This is a genomic window from Fibrella musci, from assembly GCF_041321105.1.
Classification (GTDB): Bacteria; Bacteroidota; Bacteroidia; order Cytophagales; family Spirosomataceae; genus Fibrella; species Fibrella musci.
On the sequence record NZ_JBGGWD010000005.1, the window covers coordinates 15325 to 33902 of the forward strand.

Sequence of the window (18578 nt, forward strand, 5' to 3'; positions counted from 1 at the left end):
TAACAATGGTATTTATATACTACATTTGTTAATAGTGTTATTCACTACCACCATTCACTTTCTTCATGTCTGCTTCGCCCTACTCAATGACCGATGCCATTGCCCTGATGGATGAATGCCAGCGCAACTTTATCGCCAACCAAGCCCTGCTGCTCGATCTGCAACAGACCGATTCGTTGTACGATCAGTTGCTGACCCTGCCCCTCGATGAACTGGGCCGAAGCCTCAACACAGCCACCCTCGACTCGCTGCAACGGTCGTATCGTAACGGCATGGACATCATTCAGACGCAGCATCGGATGTTGCAGGTACTGGACTCGGTTAGGATGAGTGATCAGATCCTGCTGGGCTTTGATCTCCGGGAGTCTGCCCGCACGATCATCCGCCTGGCGACCGATCTATGGGAAAAGCAGGCGATTCTCCTCGCTCGCTTTGGGCGATGTCACAGCCTGTAATGAAACAGCCCCTGTCAATTCGCTTGACAGGGGCTGTTTCATTAAGTAGAGTCTACTCCGGCCGCCGATTAACTCCGACGGGACAGGTTCTGATAGTAACGAGTGATGCCATTGGGCCCAGCCTCTGACTCGGCAAAGCCGTTGCGGTCGATGTTAATGTTGACCTGCTTCAACTGACGCAGTTGCTGACTCATCTGGTCCAACCGTTCTAAAAGCTGCTGATTCAGTTCCTGCTGCATGCTGACCGTTTCGGGGGCAACACCGGACGACAGTGCACTCGGCACCTGCATGGGGGGCAGGTAGATGTCCGTCCAGGGCCTGAGGATCGGCATGGTCAGTTGAGGCATCGACGGTGCCGGCAGCAGCAGGCGTTGTACCAGCTCGCGGTTAGTGACGTCGCCGTAGAGCCGACGGATGGCCGCGGACTCCTCGATGCTGAACACCCGTTCGCCTTTGGTGAGCCACACTGGCACGGTATCGATCCCATCCGGATAGCGCGGGTCATCGACGTAATCCGTCCCCTTGGCGTATTTCTGACCCGTTTCCAGATCATAAGCGTCGGCGTAGTTAAAAAAGCCATTGACTGTTCTGCCCCCCGTATCAGTCGCGTAGCCGTCGATGGCTTCGGGCCGGTTGGCGTTGTAGAGCAGGTAGACCTTCCGTACGCTCCCGTCAGGACGTTTGACGTAAATCTCACCCCGATAGCTCCCGTCACCCGTCCGCAGGCTATCGAGCACCGTGTTCATCTCCACCCAGTTCCCCCCACTATCAAAGCCTGAACCCCGCACGGCGCCGTTGGCCGTGTAGGTACTGTTGCGATCAAACGACTTGCCACCTAACTCCCCGATGTAGGCGTTCAGTTCGTTAATCAGACCGCCGTTCCCGCCCCGCGCTTTCAATTTGGCGACCTCGATTTGCAGCTCAGTAATGGCCATATTTTTACGGGCATTGAACAGATTACGCTCCGCCTCGTAGGTTGCGTTGGCGTACTCGGTGTTGGCTAATCGACGTTGGTAGGCGGTGTTCACCTCATTATCCTTCAACTGGTTCTGGTACTTCAGAATCGTTGCGGTCAGTTCGGCCTGAAGCGCTTCAATCTTGGTCTTGGTCTCCGTTTCCAGCGTCTTGATCCGGCTTTTCAGCTCCGTCTCTTTGGTTTCGTAGTCCGTGCGGTAGGTGTCGAGGGTTGTTTTAAGTTGGGTCTTCAGCGCCTCAGTTTCCTCCTTCTGGCGTTTTTCCAGTTCCAGTACCTTCTGAGTCTCCTCTTCCTTAAGTTTTTCGGTGAGGTCTTTCTCCTCCTCTTTAAGCTGCTTACTGACCAGTGTATTCGCCTTCGACTTGTCAAGCTTTGCATCCTCCACGTCTTTGTGGACCTGCTGAATCCGCTTCTCGTACTCATTAACGACGCGCGCCTTTTCGGCCTCATCGGTGAGGGTGGCGAGTATCCGATCACGCTGCGCAATCAGTTTATCAGTCTCTGTGGTGCGGTAGCGTTCGAGCGCCTCGTCACGCAGCCGGTCGATAATACCCGTGGCCTCCAACTCATCGGCCTTTGACTGTTCGACCAACGATTTTCGATACTCATACGCATCACGCACCGCCTGTTTCTCGGCCTCATACCGGTCATTGATCTGTTGTAGGGCCCGGTCGTACTCCTCCTGGGCTAGATCACGCTTCTGATCGTAGGCATCCTTCAAGACCGCTAATTGGGCCTCGATGGCTTCCTTCTGTTTGTCCCGCTCCCCTTCGAGTAGCTCTTTCTGCTGCTCAAAGGCCTCTTTGGCTAAATCAATGGCTTTCTCGGTTCGGTCTTTCTCGGCTTCGTAGGCTTCTTCGATCTGCTTCAACCGCAATTCATGCACTTCCTTAAGCTCCGCCTTTTCCAACTCCAACTGTTCGATGCGCTCCCGCAGGCCCTTGGTTTGGTTGAAGCGACGCACCTCATCCAGCGTTTGCATGACCTTAGCCTCATCATCCATGTCTGAAGCCCTGATCTCGGCGATCTTCTGGATGAAGGCTAAATAATCATCCGTACGCCGTTGGTAGGCCGCTACTTCCTTCTCCTGCCGATAGAAGTTGCGCACCAGCTCAATCTGCTCATCATAGGTCCGTTCGGTCAGGGCAAGCTGCTCATCCAGATAATCCCGGTTTTGCTGACGGGAAGCCTTGTAGAACTCATCCAGAATGTCGCGGGTACGCCCGGCGGCTTCGGCGGTGGCCTGCCACTTGGCTCGTTCGGCCGCATTGAACATCTCGACCAGTTGGGTTACCAGTTGATAACCCATCGAAATCAGGCCCAACGTGGCCTGGGTCGAGGCGGTGGCGACTTGACTCACCGTTGCCTGATTGTCAGCCACGTTCTTCTTGGCCGCGGCCACGACCCCTTCCTGCGCCTTGATCTGCTGGGCATCGCCTGTTTTGTAGACCTCGAACAGCTTGGTCATCGCCCCCTCGTAAACCGATGTAGCGCCCTGTAAGTTGGCTTTGGCGACCTCTAGGGACTTACCCGACAGGGCATCCCAATCCGCGAACGTCTTCTTAGCTAGCCCGGCAATCGACCCCATAAGCCCTGACTGCTGGGCCACCAGATCCACCACCAGGCCGAACACCTGTTTACGGCCTTCGATCTCATCGGCCATGTTCTTTTTCTTGATCTGGGCCGTTTCACGCTCGGCCTGCTCGATCTCCTGCTGCAACTCCCGGATGTCCTTTTTCCGCTCGGCGTTGGCCTCCTTTTCGGCTTTGAGTCGGGCCTGTTCCTGCTGCTTGCGGTCTTTGGTGGTCCACACCTGCAGGGCCGCAATGGCTTCCGCCGCTTCTTTTTCGATGCCCTGTTCCTGTTCCACCACATCCATCAGCACGTCGAGCTGATCCGCCCGTAGTTGGGCCCGCTTCTGTTCGTACTTCTCATGGATGGCAATCAACTGGGCCTTCACCGCCTCCTCAAATTGCTTTTCAACACCGAACGCGGCCTTCTTGGATACAATGCGTTTATTGGCCGCATCCATCTCAGCCCGCTCCTGCGCGGCCATCGCGGCCAGTTGCTGCTCATACGACCGGGCAAAATGACCTTTCATGAACGCTTCCCGGTCATGGGCGGCAAACACCTCAATCTCTTTGACTTTATCCGCTTCTGCTGTGGCCGTCGCGATGCGGGTCGTACTACCCGTATCCTGCAACCGACTGAGGTTTTCTTCGTGGCGTTTTTTCTCGGCCAGCAGTTCAGCGCTCGAGCCTTTAGCGGCTTCCATGGCGTTCTGGTGGCGCGTCATCTCCGCATCCAGCATCGACTTGGTTTCCCCCTGACGCATCAGGTCGCGCCGTTGGGTGGATTCAAGGTTTTGCTTTTCCACCTCGCTGATGTTTTTCACCACGGTGCGCAGCGCCACAGTGGCCCCGCTGCCCATACCATGCCACAGGTCGTCCCACTGAGCGCGCATCCCGCCATTGAATTGCTTGGTGTACTGGCTCGACTCATCCAGCGCTTTCAGTAGTTTGGCCGGATCCCCGTTGATCTGAATCAGCAACTCTTTGGGCAGTCGCTGCGCCGCCAGTTGCATGATTTCCTGTTCGGTTTTGTGCAACTCCCGTAGCCGGTCCCCATTGACTTCGACCCGGTAGGTTTCCCGCGCCAGCGCGATGCGATCCTGATACGATCGGTTCACCTGCTTGAGCATCCTGTCAAGATCACCGTTGGACGTCTTCTCCGAGTTGATGCCGGCGAAGTATTCAGGGTATTTATTCACCAGATACTGAATCGCCATGGCCCGCTCGACGGTGCCTTGCTTGGCTTGTTTGGCCAGCTCGACACTCTGGGTAATCAACCCGAGTTCCGTGCGGAGTTTGGTCTCCTGTTCGCCCACCGCATCGGTTACCTCGGTGGTGACCGCATCCCAGGCGGACATCGCTACCGTAATCGCCGTAACGGCCGTCAGTAAGGCCCCGATTGGATTGGCGACCACAACGGCCCACAAAGAACGCCCCGCCACCGCCGAACGCACCTGAGCGGCGGTAAAGCCTTCGGTCGTACCGGCCATCGAAATCAGCGTCAGGTTGTAGGTGCCACCAATGGCCACCGATGCCGCCCGGGTTACGTTGGCCGCCACCTCGGCAATCCTGGCCCGGTTAACGATAACCTCATACCCTGTCCAGGCGACAACGGCGGTACGTACCCACTTGGCCGTTCGGTCAATGGCCGAGTCGGATCCGGCCAGCACGTCGATCAAGTCACTCGTCCCGCCAATGACCTTTTGTAAACCATGCTGAACATAATCCCCCAGCCTCGCTTTGGCGAAAAAGAACTTGTCAGCCAGGTTAGACACCTGCCCGGCCATCGTTTCGGCCTGCATCTCCATCATGCGGTAGTAGCGGCCCCCTTCCGATGTGGCGTCTTGCAGGGCCTTCTTGACGTGGGCAAAACTGATCTCATGGGCTTCAGCCATCTTCACGACCTGATCGCGGGTTTTACCCATCGAAACGGCGAGCAAATCGTAAAGGGGTACGTTATTTTCGACCATTTGGTTAGTCTCAGCCTTGAAAAGGCGACCCTTGCTCATGATGTCGGTGTAGGCTTTGGCGACCAATGGCAGCTTTTCAGTACCCGCTACAGCGGCGATATCGCCCAGCATCTTGACCGTCGGAATCAACTCGGCCGTCGCTACCCCCATGGCTTTGAGGCGTCCGGTCACCGTCATTAGATCCTCCACCTGAAACGGGGTCGAAACGGCCAGCTTGGTCAACTCGATCATCAGTTGATCCGCCTGTTGTTTACTGCCCAACATCTGGGTCAGCCCCCCGGCGAAAATATCGACCTTCCCTTTGGCCTCGATTACCCCTTTCCCAAAGTCAAGGATCTCCTGCACCCCGAAAGCGGCCATAATCAGCGTACGGAGTTCACCATACACCTCCCGGTAGGCGCTGGGCTGACTGCGGATCAATTGGTTTTGCTGACCGATCTCCTGTCGTAACAGCGCGGTTTGGCGTAGCTGCTCCTGTCGAACGATGGCCGTCTGCTGATCCGCTTCCGCCTTGCGACCGATGGTCTGCTGTTGCAGTTCGGCGAGCAGCGCGGCCGTCTGCTGGTTGAGGTTATGCTTCTGGTCGGCCAGCTCCTGCGCCCGTAGCGCCTCGGCCTGCCGGGCCTGCTCCTTCAGGGCGGCATCATACTCAGCAGCCTGCCGGTTTAGCGCAGCCTTCAACTCGGTCAGTTCGGCGGCGTGATGAGCCTTCAAATCGGCTTCCTGTTTACGAAGCTCGGCCTCGCGTTCGGCCGTTAGCTCCTTGGCGAGTTCAGCCGCTAGCACCAGCCGTTCTTTTTCCGCGGTTTTGTAAGCAGTTGTCAAGCGATCTTCTGATTCTTTGAGTTGAATCAGTTGTCGATCCAGGGCGGCCTGCTTCTCGATGGTTTCCTGCCTGGCAACTTCTTTGGTGACGGCCAGTTGTTCGGCCGCCGCCGCCTTAGCCAGCGTGATCCCCTGCTGATAGGTTTGCTGGAGGGCACTGGCAGCTTTCTGGGCCACGGGTCCCTGCTCAGCTACCAATTGTTTAATGGCCTGAAGCTGCTCAATGGCTGAGGGTAATTCGGAGGCAACTGCGAATCGAAAGCGAATCGTCTGGTCGCGGTTTGACATAAATGAGGTCGTGAGATGGTGAGACCGAATTTAACCTATTTGTTAATAACAATATTAACTTTCTAACTAATAATAATATTAACAAATACCTATTAATATATATGTCGACAATAAGGTTGAATAGGCGAAACGCATTTGCAGTTATAGTCAATGAAAAAAAATATATTAGCAATCAAATTTTACATTTGTACAACTACAAGAGGTTATAACATGCTAGAGAGTATCTGTATCAAAAGTGGACCAAATGATAATAGAATTGACTTTGGATTTTTATGTGAGTCAATTCTATTCTACGGAAAAGTAAGAGTAATTGTAGACTATAGGCGATTAAGATACTTATTCGACAGAATGAGTATCAGAGGGCTTGAGAGACTTATAAAACAAGGCAGAATCGAGGTTTTTATCGCAGAAAAGCATTTAGGTGCAATGACTTTTGGCGAAAACAAAAGCGATAAAAGATATGCGTTTGAAAGTATTCAAGGTGTAAATGATAATTACATAACAGAGTTGTATAAGGCTTTTGAACTTACCACAAAAGATATCAGAAAAAGTATCAAATTGACTAATGAATTCTGCGAAATTGTTAATCCTTTTAACTACTCGTCCTCATTGATTGAGTCTCTCAATGAAGATCTTGATAACAGAGAATATATAATTAACACTATGCATAGCTACATCAGTAGCAATTATCCGGAAGTAAGTATATCACCTTTTGACATCAATATAAATTTTACTGTACACCCAGGTGAAGATGTCAAAAAAATGGCGGGATTTTCTAAAGAAAGTATTAGTGTTGAATCTAATTTACCAATAGACAAATTCCTCGAGTTAGATCGCCGTCGAGGGTATGCAGGAACAGATTTTTACAGCGGTTATTTTCTGTCCCTATTAGAAACTGCCGGAGATATAGATACTGCAGCCCAATATTCGAGTGAAATAGCAACTAGAGAAATTTATTCAAATATGATTCGGTTCAAAGTTGAATCTTTATATATGAAGAATAAAAAAAGCACACAAGAGCTAGATGCTTTTAATGAATATGTGATTAAAAATTGTCATTCTGTAGCTCAAGCCATTAATAGCTATAAGTTAAGTTTCTCAAAATTCATGAAAATTTTAGATACATCGGACAGATTTAAAGGATGGTTAACTGAAAGTAATGATGATATTGGGTTAGTGGCAGAATATTACAAAGCCCTTAGTACAGACAACAGTATGTTTAGCAGCTTTCCATTAAAACATATGAAGTTCATTTTTTTTGCGGCTGCAGGATTCTTTTTGACACCGATTCAAGGTATTGCATTAGGTGGGCTAGATTCCTTCTTCGTTGATAAGATAAAAAACGGCTGGAAACCCAATCAATTTGTTGACAATCAATTAAAGCCTAGTTTGCCGAAGAAATAAAACAGTCTATGCCCAATTACCTTTACTTATTTATTGATCCGTGAATAATTCTGTAAAGTAATCTACTGGTGGGCATAGGCAAATCATTCACAAACACATGAATAGCCAAGATTGACTTTACGAACTTATTCACGAGTCAACACCATTTTTTTATTTCCACTTTATTTATATCAATTGACATAATACTCTATATACCATTGAGAGAATTATTTATTTTCTCTTCTTGTTGGCCATCCCAAATATCATGTGATGAGCTATTTTCATCTCGTGAAATTGATAATAGGTTTTCCAAGTCTTTTGCACGAGTATATTGTTTATATTTGTCGTTTGGGGAAAAACGCAAGCTATAAAAATTAAATCGTAAAGCATATTTACTAAATTTTGTTATTGAGGCTTTGCCACCAAATGCTAGCATTAATTTTATTGTTTTATCTGACAATTCGATTAAATCTGAGTTATTCACAAAAAGGCGAAATTGCTTCTTAAGCGGAAAGCCATTAGTGATTATACTACCTTGTTTCTGAAAATTAACGCCTTTGTTATCATTTGTAAAATTGAGGCCAGTATCTTTTGCAATATTCTCAAATTCACCCAACGATGTAGTCAAGTTAATGTATATATCGCTGTCATTTTCTCTGATACTACTGTTGAATATAGATGCTTCTAAAAGAATCTCTATCAATAGACTTTCATGCTGATCATGCATCTGGTATTGGACTACGCGTAAATAGCCTAATAATTCGGGTCGTCTAGTTTGTCTGAATAATGCCTCTACCACATAATGTGGTGCACCGATGCTCTGCCCATCCAGCCGTATTGGATATTCCTTTTTAAACTGATGAGGTTTGCTCTTACTTTCTTGTACCTCAATTAAATATACAAAATATCCATCGGTGAAATTAACAGCCGCTACTCTTATACCAACAGGCATGTATGATATAGCTCCATGAATAAGATTGACTAATGCATCTTTTGTTTTAAGTGTAGTTGGAATAGGTGTGAGTTCACCCTTTACGACTCTGTATTTATCATGTACTGCTACTTCAGATGGGGCACCAAATATCAATAATCCCCCTTCTGAGTTCAAGAAGGCAGTGATCGTGCGTAGAACACCATCAAAGTTAAAACCGCCATTTTTATCGGCAACAAAGCTCTTAAATTCCAAAGTGAGCGACTCTTCACGTGCCTGTGAGAAGTAATCAATCAGATCCTGACTGGTAATTTCTTCATTCAATGATTTGCCAATATGGATTTCTGCAAATGACATGGTTATATAATTTAATGTTTTTTGATAATTTGTTAGAGCAACGAGTCAAACGCAGCATCGACGGCACCTGACCCAAATGAATCTAGATAAATATTTGTCGTTGTCTCGTCTTTATGGCCCAGCGCCTGACCAATTACGGCGCTGGCATGACCAGCTCGCTTTAGATTAGTGGCAAATGAGTGCCTGGCTACATAAGTAGTCAATGGTGTTGCTAGGCCAATCGAGTCACTGATTGTCTTTAGATCCGTGTTTACTTGTCCCAGCACCTTGTGCAGCCGGTTCTTTACCTTATCGGCTGTTGAGTGGCTGGCTTTGTTCAGAATCGGAAAAATAAACGCATCCGGTCCGGTGTACGTCTCCCTTCGATATCGTTCAATTATGGACACAGCAGGAGCTATCAGCTTCAGCGAGAAATTACCGCCTGTCTTTTGCCGAACGTAGCTGATCCGGTAATTATCCTCTCCGGCTCGTTGTACGTCTTGCCAACGCAGTTGCGCCAGATCGACAAAGTTGATGCCGGCCACGAAGTAAGAGAACAAAAATACGTCCTTGGCCAGTTGCATTCGCTCAGATTCCCGGCTTAGGCTGGCGTACTTGCCCGTTGGTCTAGCCGGCACTTCGTATTCTTCGACTTTGCGGATATCCTCCCGACTGACGGCCCGTTTCCTAGTCGAGGTATCGAATTTGCCGACACTAAATTTGCTTCGCTCCGCTACATTGCGGGCAAAGGGGTATTTGTCAGGCTTCATGGCCCCGTCAGCAATGGCCCGGTTGAGCACCGTGCGCAAAACTCGAAACCGCTGGGACATGGTGTTCTCTGTATTACTTCGCTGCCGCAGGTAGGCCTCGAACTGGTTGCAAAAGGAAAGGTTCACCTGTTCAAAAGAGACGTCTGTGACTTGCTTTTGCTCGGTCAGAAACGAAGCCAGTTGTTTTTGTACATCGAGGTAGGTATCTGCCGTTCCATTGCGATGGGTAGCTCTGAGTGATTCGACCGTCTCTGTAAAGAAAGCTAGCAGTGTAGTGCGACGCGCCTGCTGCCTGCCTTCAATGGCTTTACTAATAACCGCTGTTACATCGTGTCGCTCATCCGACTCAGTCAGCATAGCCGCTGCCTGGCTATATTTGTTTTCCCATTCGGCCAGTTTCTCGATCAGTTGAGTCCTGAATGGGGATGGATAGTTTTTTCGTATAGCCTCCCGATAGTTTGAGTGCTGGGCGTTCCAGTATTTGGGGTGCATAGTCAACCCAGTAGCAACATATTTGGTCTTCCGGTCCTTCGTCACACGAAGCCAGAAAGGACACAGTCCTTCCTTATCCGCTTTATCCAGTCGGTACACGATCCGCACGGTGGCGCGGCCCTCTTTATGGCTGGTGGTACGTGGCATTTGATTTACCAAAGCGGCTCAGGTAAAACGCTAGGTAAAACAAATATAGTAAAACAACGAGATACAGCCAGCTACAACCAGAGCAACCGAAGTGTTTAAACTACTGCAAATCAACAATCTATATAAAATTCTGGATATAATAGAAAGTATATAGGCCCATCCTTCTAAGAAGGCGGTCATAAGTTCGAATCCTATCGGGATCGCATAAAAAACAAAAAAGCCAGTCACCTGATTGGTTAACTGGCTGATTTTTAGTGTGATCCCGATAGGATTCGAACCTATGACCGCCTTCTTAGAAGGAAGGTGCTCCCCTATTAAGCATTCATCCAAGCTGGGCGAACTGCATCACCCTCGCAACCAGACAGATAAAATCGATACGGCTGTGTTCTGCCGGGGAACGTACCTGAGTCGCTCATCAAGCGAGGAATACGCAAAGAATTGGGCTGGGTACGTCGACTCTGGCTTCAGCGTTAACCAGTTGAGCCCTTAAGTCCCGCACCGCCGTTGGCATCGGGGCGGTGACTACGACTTTGTTCTCAGCCCGCTCGTCTTCTCCAGACGCGGAATCAGCTGAGTTTCGCATTCCGGTTTTCAGACGAAAAGAGCCGCCCTGAGGGTGGCTCTTTTCGTTAGGGGCAGGCGGCGCCCAATCGTTTCAACTGAGTTCTCGTTTGTGCCAGTTCAGACAGTACCCATGCCAATTGAACCTTCCTGTTCTTCGGCAGGGCTGAGGGGCCTCTCAACTTTGTGGCCGCCGGGTAAAACACGGTTCATACAAACCGGCTCGTAACCCTGTCTGTCTTCCTCTTTTTAAACCGCATCAATGTCATGTTTCGTTGTCCGAGTGTCCCCTCCTGTCTATTTCTCTTATTGACGCTGCTCGCCTCTGCATTGGGTGGTTGCAAAAACGCCGCCACCGAGCCCGTCGACCCAACACAGCCCCCCGGCGGCGAGCCACCCCTCGAAAAACCCTTCACGGCCATTCCCGACGAATTTGTGGGTACGTGGTACGCCTATCACAATCAAGGCCCACTAACCGACAACTGGACCAACGGTACTTTCCAGGGCGAACAGGGTTTTCGCGAGTTCCGTACTATGGTCTTCACCGGCGACGGCCGTAACGCCGTAGAGTACACCTCTCAGGTCTACAACTACGGCGATGAGACGTTGCAGATCATCTACAAGGTCACAGGTACGTTGGTGTACAAAGCCAGTCCCGCTTCGATCACGTTCCACGCCCAGACGGGGATCCGGCGGACGTTTAGTAACAAGTATTCGGGCTACAAAGACGCCTCGATAATTGCCAAGGACCTAAAGGACTACCAGATTGTCTGGGAGAATCCGCAGGCCACCAACATGTCGTCGATGACCAACTACCTGACGACCACAATTATCGACCAGTCCGGACGGTATGCGAGTAAATACCAGAAACTAGGCGCAGGCAACCAGACGCCGACCACGGGCCTACCCTCGACTACGCCCATCACCACCGGTACGTCGGTAAAAATCGGAAACCTGTATTACCCCACCGTTACGATTGGCAATCAGGAGTGGCTGGCCACTAACTATGCCGGTCCGGGTAGCCTGACTGAGCGCAACAAACCGCAGTACGGCACCTTCCTGGAATACGCCGATCTGGCAAAAATTCAACTGCCCGCGGGTTGGCGAATTCCCAGTCGGCAAGACTACACCCAGTTGCTCGAATCCCAGGGGTTGACCGTGTATGACTGGGGCACCAACGGCGAAGATGTTCCCTCGAAACGCATGTTGGGCCAGCTCATGGCCACCGACGCCTGGACCAAGAAAGACGGGTACGCCAACAACAAATCGGGTTTCAACGCCATGCCCGCCGACGTGCGCCGGCCCAAGGGTGTCAACCACGGCGAAGGCACGAACTGCACCCTGTGGATATCCGATCGAAATAGTTCAGATAACCCTATGTCGTTCAACATTATTCAGCTGCCCGGCGACACCTACGCCACATTTGGCGAGCAGGTTCTGGGTTATGCCCCCGTGCTTATCCCACTTCGCCTCGTCCGGAATAAATAGAGCTGCGGCTTCCCCCGGCCAGATCGGCATCTGGCGACTCCGTATCCGGCGGGTAACGTACCTGCCGCCCGGCTCAGTACCTAAAGAACCGACCTGCCCCAGGCCTTGAGTCGGGTCGGTTCTACTGCCTCATCCACACCCCAATAAGATTCATCCATCCTCTTTTTTCATACCCAAATGACAACTACTCGACTGTTGAACAGCCTTTTTCAGCCTCCTGTGCGCCGTTGTGCTGCCGGACTCCTGTCGATTGGCCTCTTGGCGTGCTCTTCCCCGGAAACGGCCCCGGCAACGGGCAACAACTACCTCAAGGTGACGCTCAACGGCCAGACCAAAACCTACACAAACGTCAAACTCGACGAAGAGGCCGTGGCTGGTTCGCTCCGCGTCTGGACCGTAGAAGGCAGAACCAGCGACGACGACTTTTTGTCCATGTCGTTCTGGGGAACCGGCACGGGCACTTACCCTTATAAGCCAACGGTCGATGCCTTCAAGCAGGTTAGTCAGATCGAATACCGAACCAAAAACGGAATGCTGGCCAGTTATGCCGCCCTGGTTTGCCCCGACAACGCGGGTTATTATGCCCCACAGGGCCGCGTCGGAGTCACCCAGTATACCAATGGCAAAGCCGTTACCGGCACCTTCAGCGGGGCGTTGATGAGCGATCAGGACGCCGACAACTGCAACAAGCAGGGCACGCCCTTCAGCGGCGAATTTTCTATCCGTCAATAACGCCCGATTCATAACCAATCTATTCAACCACGAACCCATTTCTGGCTCACCACGAACCGATAACCGGCGAGGGTGATCATCCAGGGCATCATCCTGGAGGTGGGTATCTGGCCAGCCACACAACAATGAATACTTCACTCATAACAAGTCAGATGACCTCGCTAAAGGGGATTTACTGGTGTTTGATCTGCGCACTCCTGACGGCCGCCTGCCAGTCAACACCCGGCATAATCGAGCCACCGACCCCATCGCCTGACTCGGTTCGCATCGATGGTCATACCTACCCGACCCGGCTTATTGGCGCTCAGCGCTGGACCACCATCAATTACCGGGGACCGGGCGGTATTCCGTATGGCACTGGCACCGAAAAGCCGATCTACGGCCGCTATTACACCTATGCTGAAGCCAAGGCGATTGCCCTGCCCGCAGGCTGGCGCTTGCCTACAGAGGCCGACTGGGTAACGCTGGTGCAAAGTCAGGGCATTATTCTGGAACAGAACACGGCCAGGAAGCAGGAAGCGGTCAAAAAGCTGCTGTCGGTAACCAATTGGCGTAGTCTGCCGGGCACCAATGCCTCAGGATTCAACGCGCACCCTGCCGGCTACAGCACCAACAACCTTCCGCCCGAAGATGGCGATATCGCCGAGTTCTGGGCTGCGGGTGGCGTGTCGATGAGCATTCAGGAAAATAGCCAGGCTAATCACCTGCTGCGCTTCTACAGCAACGACAACGACCCGTCGGTCCGCTACACGCTCCGTTTTGTCTCCGATCGGTAAGGTCAATACAATGCTATCTCTCTACTCGAATCTTCCTTACATTATGTTTTTCTCCCTCCTCCGTAAAACGGGTTATGCCCTTGGCCTGCTCGGGCTGGCACTCGCCTGCAAACCGGGCCCCGACCCGATCGCACCCCCTCAGCCGCCGAAACCCGGCGTACCCACCGCTGTAGGCAAACCAATAGGTGCGGTCATCAGCAAAACCATCGGCCCCGCGGGTGGCACGCTCAGCAGCGCCGACGGTACCATGACCCTGCGTTTTCCTGCCGGAGCGCTAACCAAAGAAACGCTGATCACCGCTCAGCCCGTCGAAAACACGGCGTTTGGCGGGGCTGGCGTGGGCTACGAATTTGGCCCCCACGGTACGCAGTTTGCCAAGCCCGTAACGCTAAGCTGGACCTACAAAGACAGTGACCTGCACGGCTCCTCGCCCGAGGCACTGGGCATTGCCGTCCAGGACGATAACCACATCTGGCGGGGACATACCAGCCTATTTGTCGAGGCCGATCAGCGGCGGGTTGTTGCGCCAATTTATCATTTCAGCCGGTATTCGTTCTACGAGAATTTTTGGATGGAGCCCATGCAGCAAACCCTGGCGCCTAACGAAACGGTAACGCTTAAAGTCTTCTACCAGGAGAATCACGGCCTGTACGAATCAAAGGGTTCAGAGGTGGTTCAGGAGCCAACACCTTGTAAACCGACGTCAGAAACAGAAGTAACCCAGTGTTTAGGTGCCGATTTATTGACGCCGCTGACTTCTCCGGTGGAACTCTTGAAAGCGGATCAGGTAAAGAACTGGCGGGTAAACGGGCAGGACGTAACGGGTACCATTGAATCGCCAATTGGCTTTCTAAGCTATCACCAAGGTCAGTCAGTCATTTATAAGGCACCCGTCAGAGCGCCGGAGGCCAATCCCGTGGCCGTTAGTGTCGAGATTATCACACCGGGAAAAGGGAAACTGATGCTGGTTAGCAACCTGACCATCGAATCGCCCAATGAGCTGTACATCAACGGAGCCAAACAACCCAACGCGTACGCTAACGCCAATGTCGCCGAACTAGGCGCCTTTATTTTTGTAGGTCCGGAGCCCTACAAAAACGGTAACCAGAAACAGACTGGTGTTGCCATATCTTTTTCAGGAATTGGTGGTACCGGAACATTCACGCTTAGCAAGGAAATTGAAGGCAGGTTTTCAATGACCGCCATAGGACCGGATGGGCTAAACTATTCAGGGAGTTATGCGCCCCGACCAAACGGAGGTATCGTATACGGACCCGGCAGCGTGACGATTACCGAATTCAACTCCGCCAAAGAGCTCATCGCTGGTTCATTCACGGCTACGCTTCATTATCAGGATCTGGAAAACAAAAGATACAAGTCAATGCAGGTCAAGGGGCGGTTCCGAACCGGAGGCTGAGTACTTCAGGCGGGTTTCCCCACCGGGCAGCCAATTGTTTGTGTGTCCTTTCAGAAGGATATAGCCGAGGAGGCAGCTAGCGGGGTGTGAAGCGCCCTGGCTAGCTGCCTCCTCGGCTATATCCGTGTCTACCAAGCTGATAACAACCTCACTATCAACTGTTCGTTTTGGATCAGGTACGTTGTTCATGGTTAACGCCACCCAAGGCCAATTCTTAACGCACTCTTACCCGCTCTATCGAAAAGTCATGAGTCAGACCGTCAGGTACGTCTGCTGGCAGCGGTAGTTCATCGAGGGTTGTCGGCACGCCTGTTACTCAGGTGAGCGCGAAGGCCAGACGAAAAACCACCCGGCTGCGTAAGCCGTGAAAAAACGTGCGGACTAGGCAACCTTACTACCCATCGACCATAACAGAAACAGCCCGTGCTCAACGACAGACATCATTGAGCACGGGCTGTTGGATAATACGCTCAATCCGCTGGTTACGGTCAGCTTTGCAGGAACGAGCGTTTTCGGTAATCGGGCCGAAACCAGGTTGAACCAGCTGTTACTTCAGGGCTATTTCGATCACCGAATTAATATGCTGCCCTTCGCTTTCAGTACGGGAATTCTGCGGATCGGTGAACCACTGGCCATCCACAATAAATTTGTAAGCGACCTTGCCGGGTTCCACCTCGATGTCGCTAACCCAGGCGTTGCCCTTCCGAACGAGGCGGTTAGTCTGCGAGCTCCAGTTGTTGAATGACCCGGCAACATAGACCGCTTTAGCGTCGGCAAAGCCTTTTAGCGCAAACGTATGGACAACGTAGCGCGGCGGCTGACTCCTCAGTTCTGCAGCAATTCCCTGAAGCGCCTGCCGCCAATCGGGGGCCAGTGTGGTTTGCTTAGCCAACGCCCCAAGCGCCATAAGCTGAGCGGCATACAAGGCGCGATTGGCCGAAACAAGCGTATCGGGGGCCACGCCTACGCCCTCCCAGTTGGTGTGGGTTATGGGGTTGATGGCCCGGCCGTGGGGCACAAACAGGGCAAAATGGTCATTGACGCGCATTGTCTCGCCCGGATTGGCGCCGCCCTTGGTAGTGTCGCCCACAAGGGTGGCCCGCTTCAGGTTTTTGAGGTCGTAGGCCAGCTCCTCTGCTCCCGAGAACGTTTGTCGGCTGGTGAGGATATAGATGGGCTTTTTGCCGTAGTGACGACCCGAGACCTGGGCGTAGGTCCACGACTGAACAGTGCGATTACCCGTGCGCCAGTAAAAATCGTTGAGGTGCGTCGGCTCGTCGAAGAAATAGCTGCACAGCATCGGAATGGCGTGCTCCGACATGGCCCCGTGGCACTGCCGCAGATCGATGATCAGGGCATCGGTCCGGGCCAGGTAGTTCAAGGCGGCACTGTACGATTCACCGGCAAACTCCGGCGGAGCAAGGTATTTGAAATTAATGTACCCCAGGTTCCCTTTCAGCACCGACACCCCCAGAATTCCGAAGTTTTCGCGGCGTAGCCCTTCCTGCATATAGCTTTTCTGCTGCTGCATCTCGGCGGGGGATAAGTCTTTTTGCCACAGTTGCTCCTGGGGAACGCCCTCCGGGAAATACGTCATGTGCACGTGTTGATCGTGACAGATGCTTTGCAGGTCAGCGGTTAGTTGGCGGGCCAGCTGATAGCCGTCAGTCAGGGCCTCATAACTACGCAGCCGATCATGGATGTGGCGTTCCATCTGCGCGGCGACTTCCGGAAAAACATACTGTTCGTTAAGGAGCCGGGTGGCGGCCTGGGCAGTTTGCCGAGCTTCGGCGGGTGCGAGGGCGGTCTGTCGGGTCGACTGGGCTACCGACGGGGCACTCACGGCTAAGAGGGCCCACAAGGGAAATAGGGATGGTCGCATGGGGAGTCGTATTGATTGGTGAATAAACCAAAGTTGGCTTGAGCTAGCCGCCCCCCCAATCGTCTGATGCATGGGCTGTCGATCTGCCTGCCCCAATTGCGTTGAAGACCGAGCGAACTGTTGCCCGAGCGACATTGACAGTTCGCGCCAGTCGACAGCGACGACTCGTATGATAAGTGCCGCACGCAACTGCCCCCCGACGGCAACTGGGCCGCGCCATACAATGCATACACGTATTTAGACAATTCACTCGTAAAACCTGCCAATTGATACGGTCCTGGCACGACAGCCTGCGCGGAATAAACTATGTTTGACCAACGTAAGGAAGCCGAAAGCCTCGCTCCATACCGCCCTACCCCATGACCCTGCGCCCCGCCGATTTCTGGCTACGATTTATTGGCATTGGCTTGCAGAGTGGTCTGTCGATCATCACGAGTGAGGCTTTCTGGCAACCCCCGTCTTATCAACACCTCGTTCTGGTTGTGTACGTTCTGGCACGAACAACCGCGCTCTGGCAGGTAAACCGGGCCATTATCACCAGGTTTCGGTATGGGGTTAGCTGGGGGAACAGGGTCAGCAAGCGGCTGGCGATGACTTTCCTGGCCTGCTTCGGAGCAACCACGCTGCTTCTGTGGGTATTTGACCTAATCTGGTTCGTAGGGATAGAGCATGAATCAACAGGTTCGATTCTGGACAGCAAGCATATCTACCTAAACTTTGGCAGTGTCAGGATTGCCATGAACACCTTCACCGTCGAGTTGTTTCATGCTTTTTTCTACTCCACCTTCTATCTAACGATCTACGAACTGTTCTTTTTCCGGCAGGACTCCTCGCGGTATCGGCTCGAACTGGCTCGTTCGGAAAAAGAGCGGGAGAAGCTGCACACGGCAAATCTGGAAAGCCAGTTTAACGTGCTGAAGCAGCAGGTAAACCCCCACTTTCTGTTCAACGCCCTCAATTCGCTGTCGGCCCTGATCAGCGAAGACCCTCAACAGGCCGAGGTGTTCGTGGATAAACTCAGCGGCGTGTATCGCTACGTGCTGCGGGCCAACAACGAGCCCCTGACTACGCTGGCGGCCGAGCTGGACTTTATCGACTCGTATTTTCACCTGTTGCAAACCCGGTACGGCACCGGCTTGAGCCTGACGATGCAGGTCGACGAGCGTAGGCGCGGCTATAAGCTCCCGCCTCTAACGCTGCAACTGCTGGTGGAGAACGCCGTTAAACACAACGTGGTGTCGCCTAAGCGACCGCTTACCATCCTGATATACACGGATGAGTCGGGCCAGCTGGTTGTGCAAAACAACCTGCAACGCAAGGCCACCCGCGTCCTCTCCAACGGCGTTGGGCTAAATAACATAATGGCTAAGTATCAGATACTTAATTTACCCCAGCCAGCTATCGAAGAGACGGCAGGTCAGTTTACGATCCGGCTTTCGTTGTTGGCCGACGCCGCGTCACCAGCTACGGGACCGGCCGGGCTGATCAGCGATTAGTGCGCTAACCCGGCGGGACGTATCAGAAACACCATACGCTCCTCAAAGGCATTACTACCTGAATACGACATACGGGCAGCGA

Annotated in this window: 11 protein-coding genes and 1 tRNA gene; 7 read left to right on the forward strand and 5 right to left on the reverse strand. The window is 52.2% G+C overall.

Going from position 1 to position 18578, the window contains the following annotated elements; translation table 11 throughout:
* Positions 1–65: 65 nt before the first annotated feature.
* A complete protein-coding gene (locus ACAW74_RS16430; protein ID WP_370699304.1) occupies positions 66–455 on the forward strand; it encodes a hypothetical protein in 390 nt (129 codons plus the stop codon).
* 68 nt (positions 456–523) lie between these two features.
* On the opposite strand, the gene ACAW74_RS16435 is transcribed toward ACAW74_RS16430, so the two are convergent.
* A complete protein-coding gene (locus tag ACAW74_RS16435; RefSeq protein WP_370699305.1) occupies positions 524–6085 on the reverse strand; it encodes a tape measure protein in 5562 nt (1853 codons plus the stop codon).
* A 150-nt stretch (positions 6086–6235) separates the two neighbouring features.
* Between ACAW74_RS16435 and ACAW74_RS16440 the strand changes: the two genes are divergently transcribed.
* On the forward strand, positions 6236–7489 hold the full coding sequence (locus ACAW74_RS16440; protein ID WP_370699306.1) for a hypothetical protein: 1254 nt from the start codon (positions 6236–6238) through the stop codon (positions 7487–7489).
* Between the two features lie 187 nt (positions 7490–7676).
* Here ACAW74_RS16440 and ACAW74_RS16445 read toward each other — a convergent pair whose 3' ends face one another.
* The 3 genes from ACAW74_RS16445 to ACAW74_RS16455 form a co-directional block, all read right to left on the reverse strand.
* On the reverse strand, positions 7677–8756 hold the full coding sequence (locus ACAW74_RS16445; RefSeq protein ID WP_370699307.1) for an AlbA family DNA-binding domain-containing protein: 1080 nt from the start codon (positions 8754–8756) through the stop codon (positions 7677–7679).
* 32 nt (positions 8757–8788) lie between these two features.
* A complete protein-coding gene (locus ACAW74_RS16450) occupies positions 8789–10144 on the reverse strand; it encodes a site-specific integrase (protein ID WP_370699308.1) in 1356 nt (451 codons plus the stop codon).
* A gap of 260 nt (positions 10145–10404) precedes the next feature.
* A tRNA-Arg gene (locus tag ACAW74_RS16455) sits at positions 10405–10465 on the reverse strand.
* A 549-nt stretch (positions 10466–11014) separates the two neighbouring features.
* Between ACAW74_RS16455 and ACAW74_RS16460 the strand changes: the two genes are divergently transcribed.
* The 4 genes from ACAW74_RS16460 to ACAW74_RS16475 all read left to right on the forward strand — a co-directional run bounded on the left by ACAW74_RS16460 (position 11015) and on the right by ACAW74_RS16475 (position 15118).
* The gene (locus ACAW74_RS16460) at positions 11015–12193 is read left to right on the forward strand and encodes an FISUMP domain-containing protein (protein ID WP_370699309.1); all 1179 of its coding nucleotides are present in this window, start codon (positions 11015–11017) and stop codon (positions 12191–12193) included.
* 177 nt (positions 12194–12370) lie between these two features.
* Positions 12371–12925 carry a hypothetical protein gene (locus tag ACAW74_RS16465; protein ID WP_370699310.1) on the forward strand — a complete coding sequence of 185 codons (555 nt, stop codon included), beginning with the start codon at positions 12371–12373 and terminating at the stop codon, positions 12923–12925.
* 125 nt (positions 12926–13050) lie between these two features.
* Positions 13051–13701 (forward strand): FISUMP domain-containing protein, encoded by a 651-nt coding sequence (locus tag ACAW74_RS16470; protein WP_370699311.1) that lies wholly within the window; start codon positions 13051–13053, stop codon positions 13699–13701.
* Between the two features lie 43 nt (positions 13702–13744).
* Complete coding sequence (locus ACAW74_RS16475; RefSeq protein ID WP_370699312.1) at positions 13745–15118, forward strand: hypothetical protein; 1374 nt, start codon at positions 13745–13747, stop codon at positions 15116–15118.
* Positions 15119–15665: 547 nt separating this feature from the next.
* Here ACAW74_RS16475 and ACAW74_RS16480 read toward each other — a convergent pair.
* A complete protein-coding gene (locus tag ACAW74_RS16480) occupies positions 15666–17000 on the reverse strand; it encodes a S41 family peptidase (protein ID WP_370699313.1) in 1335 nt (444 codons plus the stop codon).
* Positions 17001–17359: 359 nt separating this feature from the next.
* On the opposite strand from ACAW74_RS16480, the gene ACAW74_RS16485 reads away from it, so the two are divergent.
* Entirely contained in the window at positions 17360–18496 is a 1137-nt protein-coding gene (locus tag ACAW74_RS16485; protein WP_370699314.1) for a sensor histidine kinase, read from the forward strand.
* Positions 18497–18578: the final 82 nt, after the last annotated feature.

Excerpts from the sequence above, each read along its gene's own strand:
- ACAW74_RS16450 (WP_370699308.1), bottom strand. The coding sequence starts at position 10,144 with ATGCCACGTACCACCAGCCATAAAGAGGGCCGCGCCACCGTGCGGATC.
- ACAW74_RS16435 (WP_370699305.1), bottom strand. The coding sequence starts at position 6,085 with ATGTCAAACCGCGACCAGACGATTCGCTTTCGATTCGCAGTTGCCTCC.
- ACAW74_RS16480 (WP_370699313.1), bottom strand. The coding sequence starts at position 17,000 with ATGCGACCATCCCTATTTCCCTTGTGGGCCCTCTTAGCCGTGAGTGCC.
- ACAW74_RS16465 (WP_370699310.1), top strand. The coding sequence starts at position 12,371 with ATGACAACTACTCGACTGTTGAACAGCCTTTTTCAGCCTCCTGTGCGC.
- ACAW74_RS16430 (WP_370699304.1), top strand. The coding sequence starts at position 66 with ATGTCTGCTTCGCCCTACTCAATGACCGATGCCATTGCCCTGATGGAT.
- ACAW74_RS16470 (WP_370699311.1), top strand. The coding sequence starts at position 13,051 with ATGAATACTTCACTCATAACAAGTCAGATGACCTCGCTAAAGGGGATT.
- ACAW74_RS16445 (WP_370699307.1), bottom strand. The coding sequence starts at position 8,756 with ATGTCATTTGCAGAAATCCATATTGGCAAATCATTGAATGAAGAAATT.
- ACAW74_RS16475 (WP_370699312.1), top strand. The coding sequence starts at position 13,745 with ATGTTTTTCTCCCTCCTCCGTAAAACGGGTTATGCCCTTGGCCTGCTC.
- ACAW74_RS16485 (WP_370699314.1), top strand. The coding sequence starts at position 17,360 with ATGACCCTGCGCCCCGCCGATTTCTGGCTACGATTTATTGGCATTGGC.
- ACAW74_RS16440 (WP_370699306.1), top strand. The coding sequence starts at position 6,236 with ATGAAAAAAAATATATTAGCAATCAAATTTTACATTTGTACAACTACA.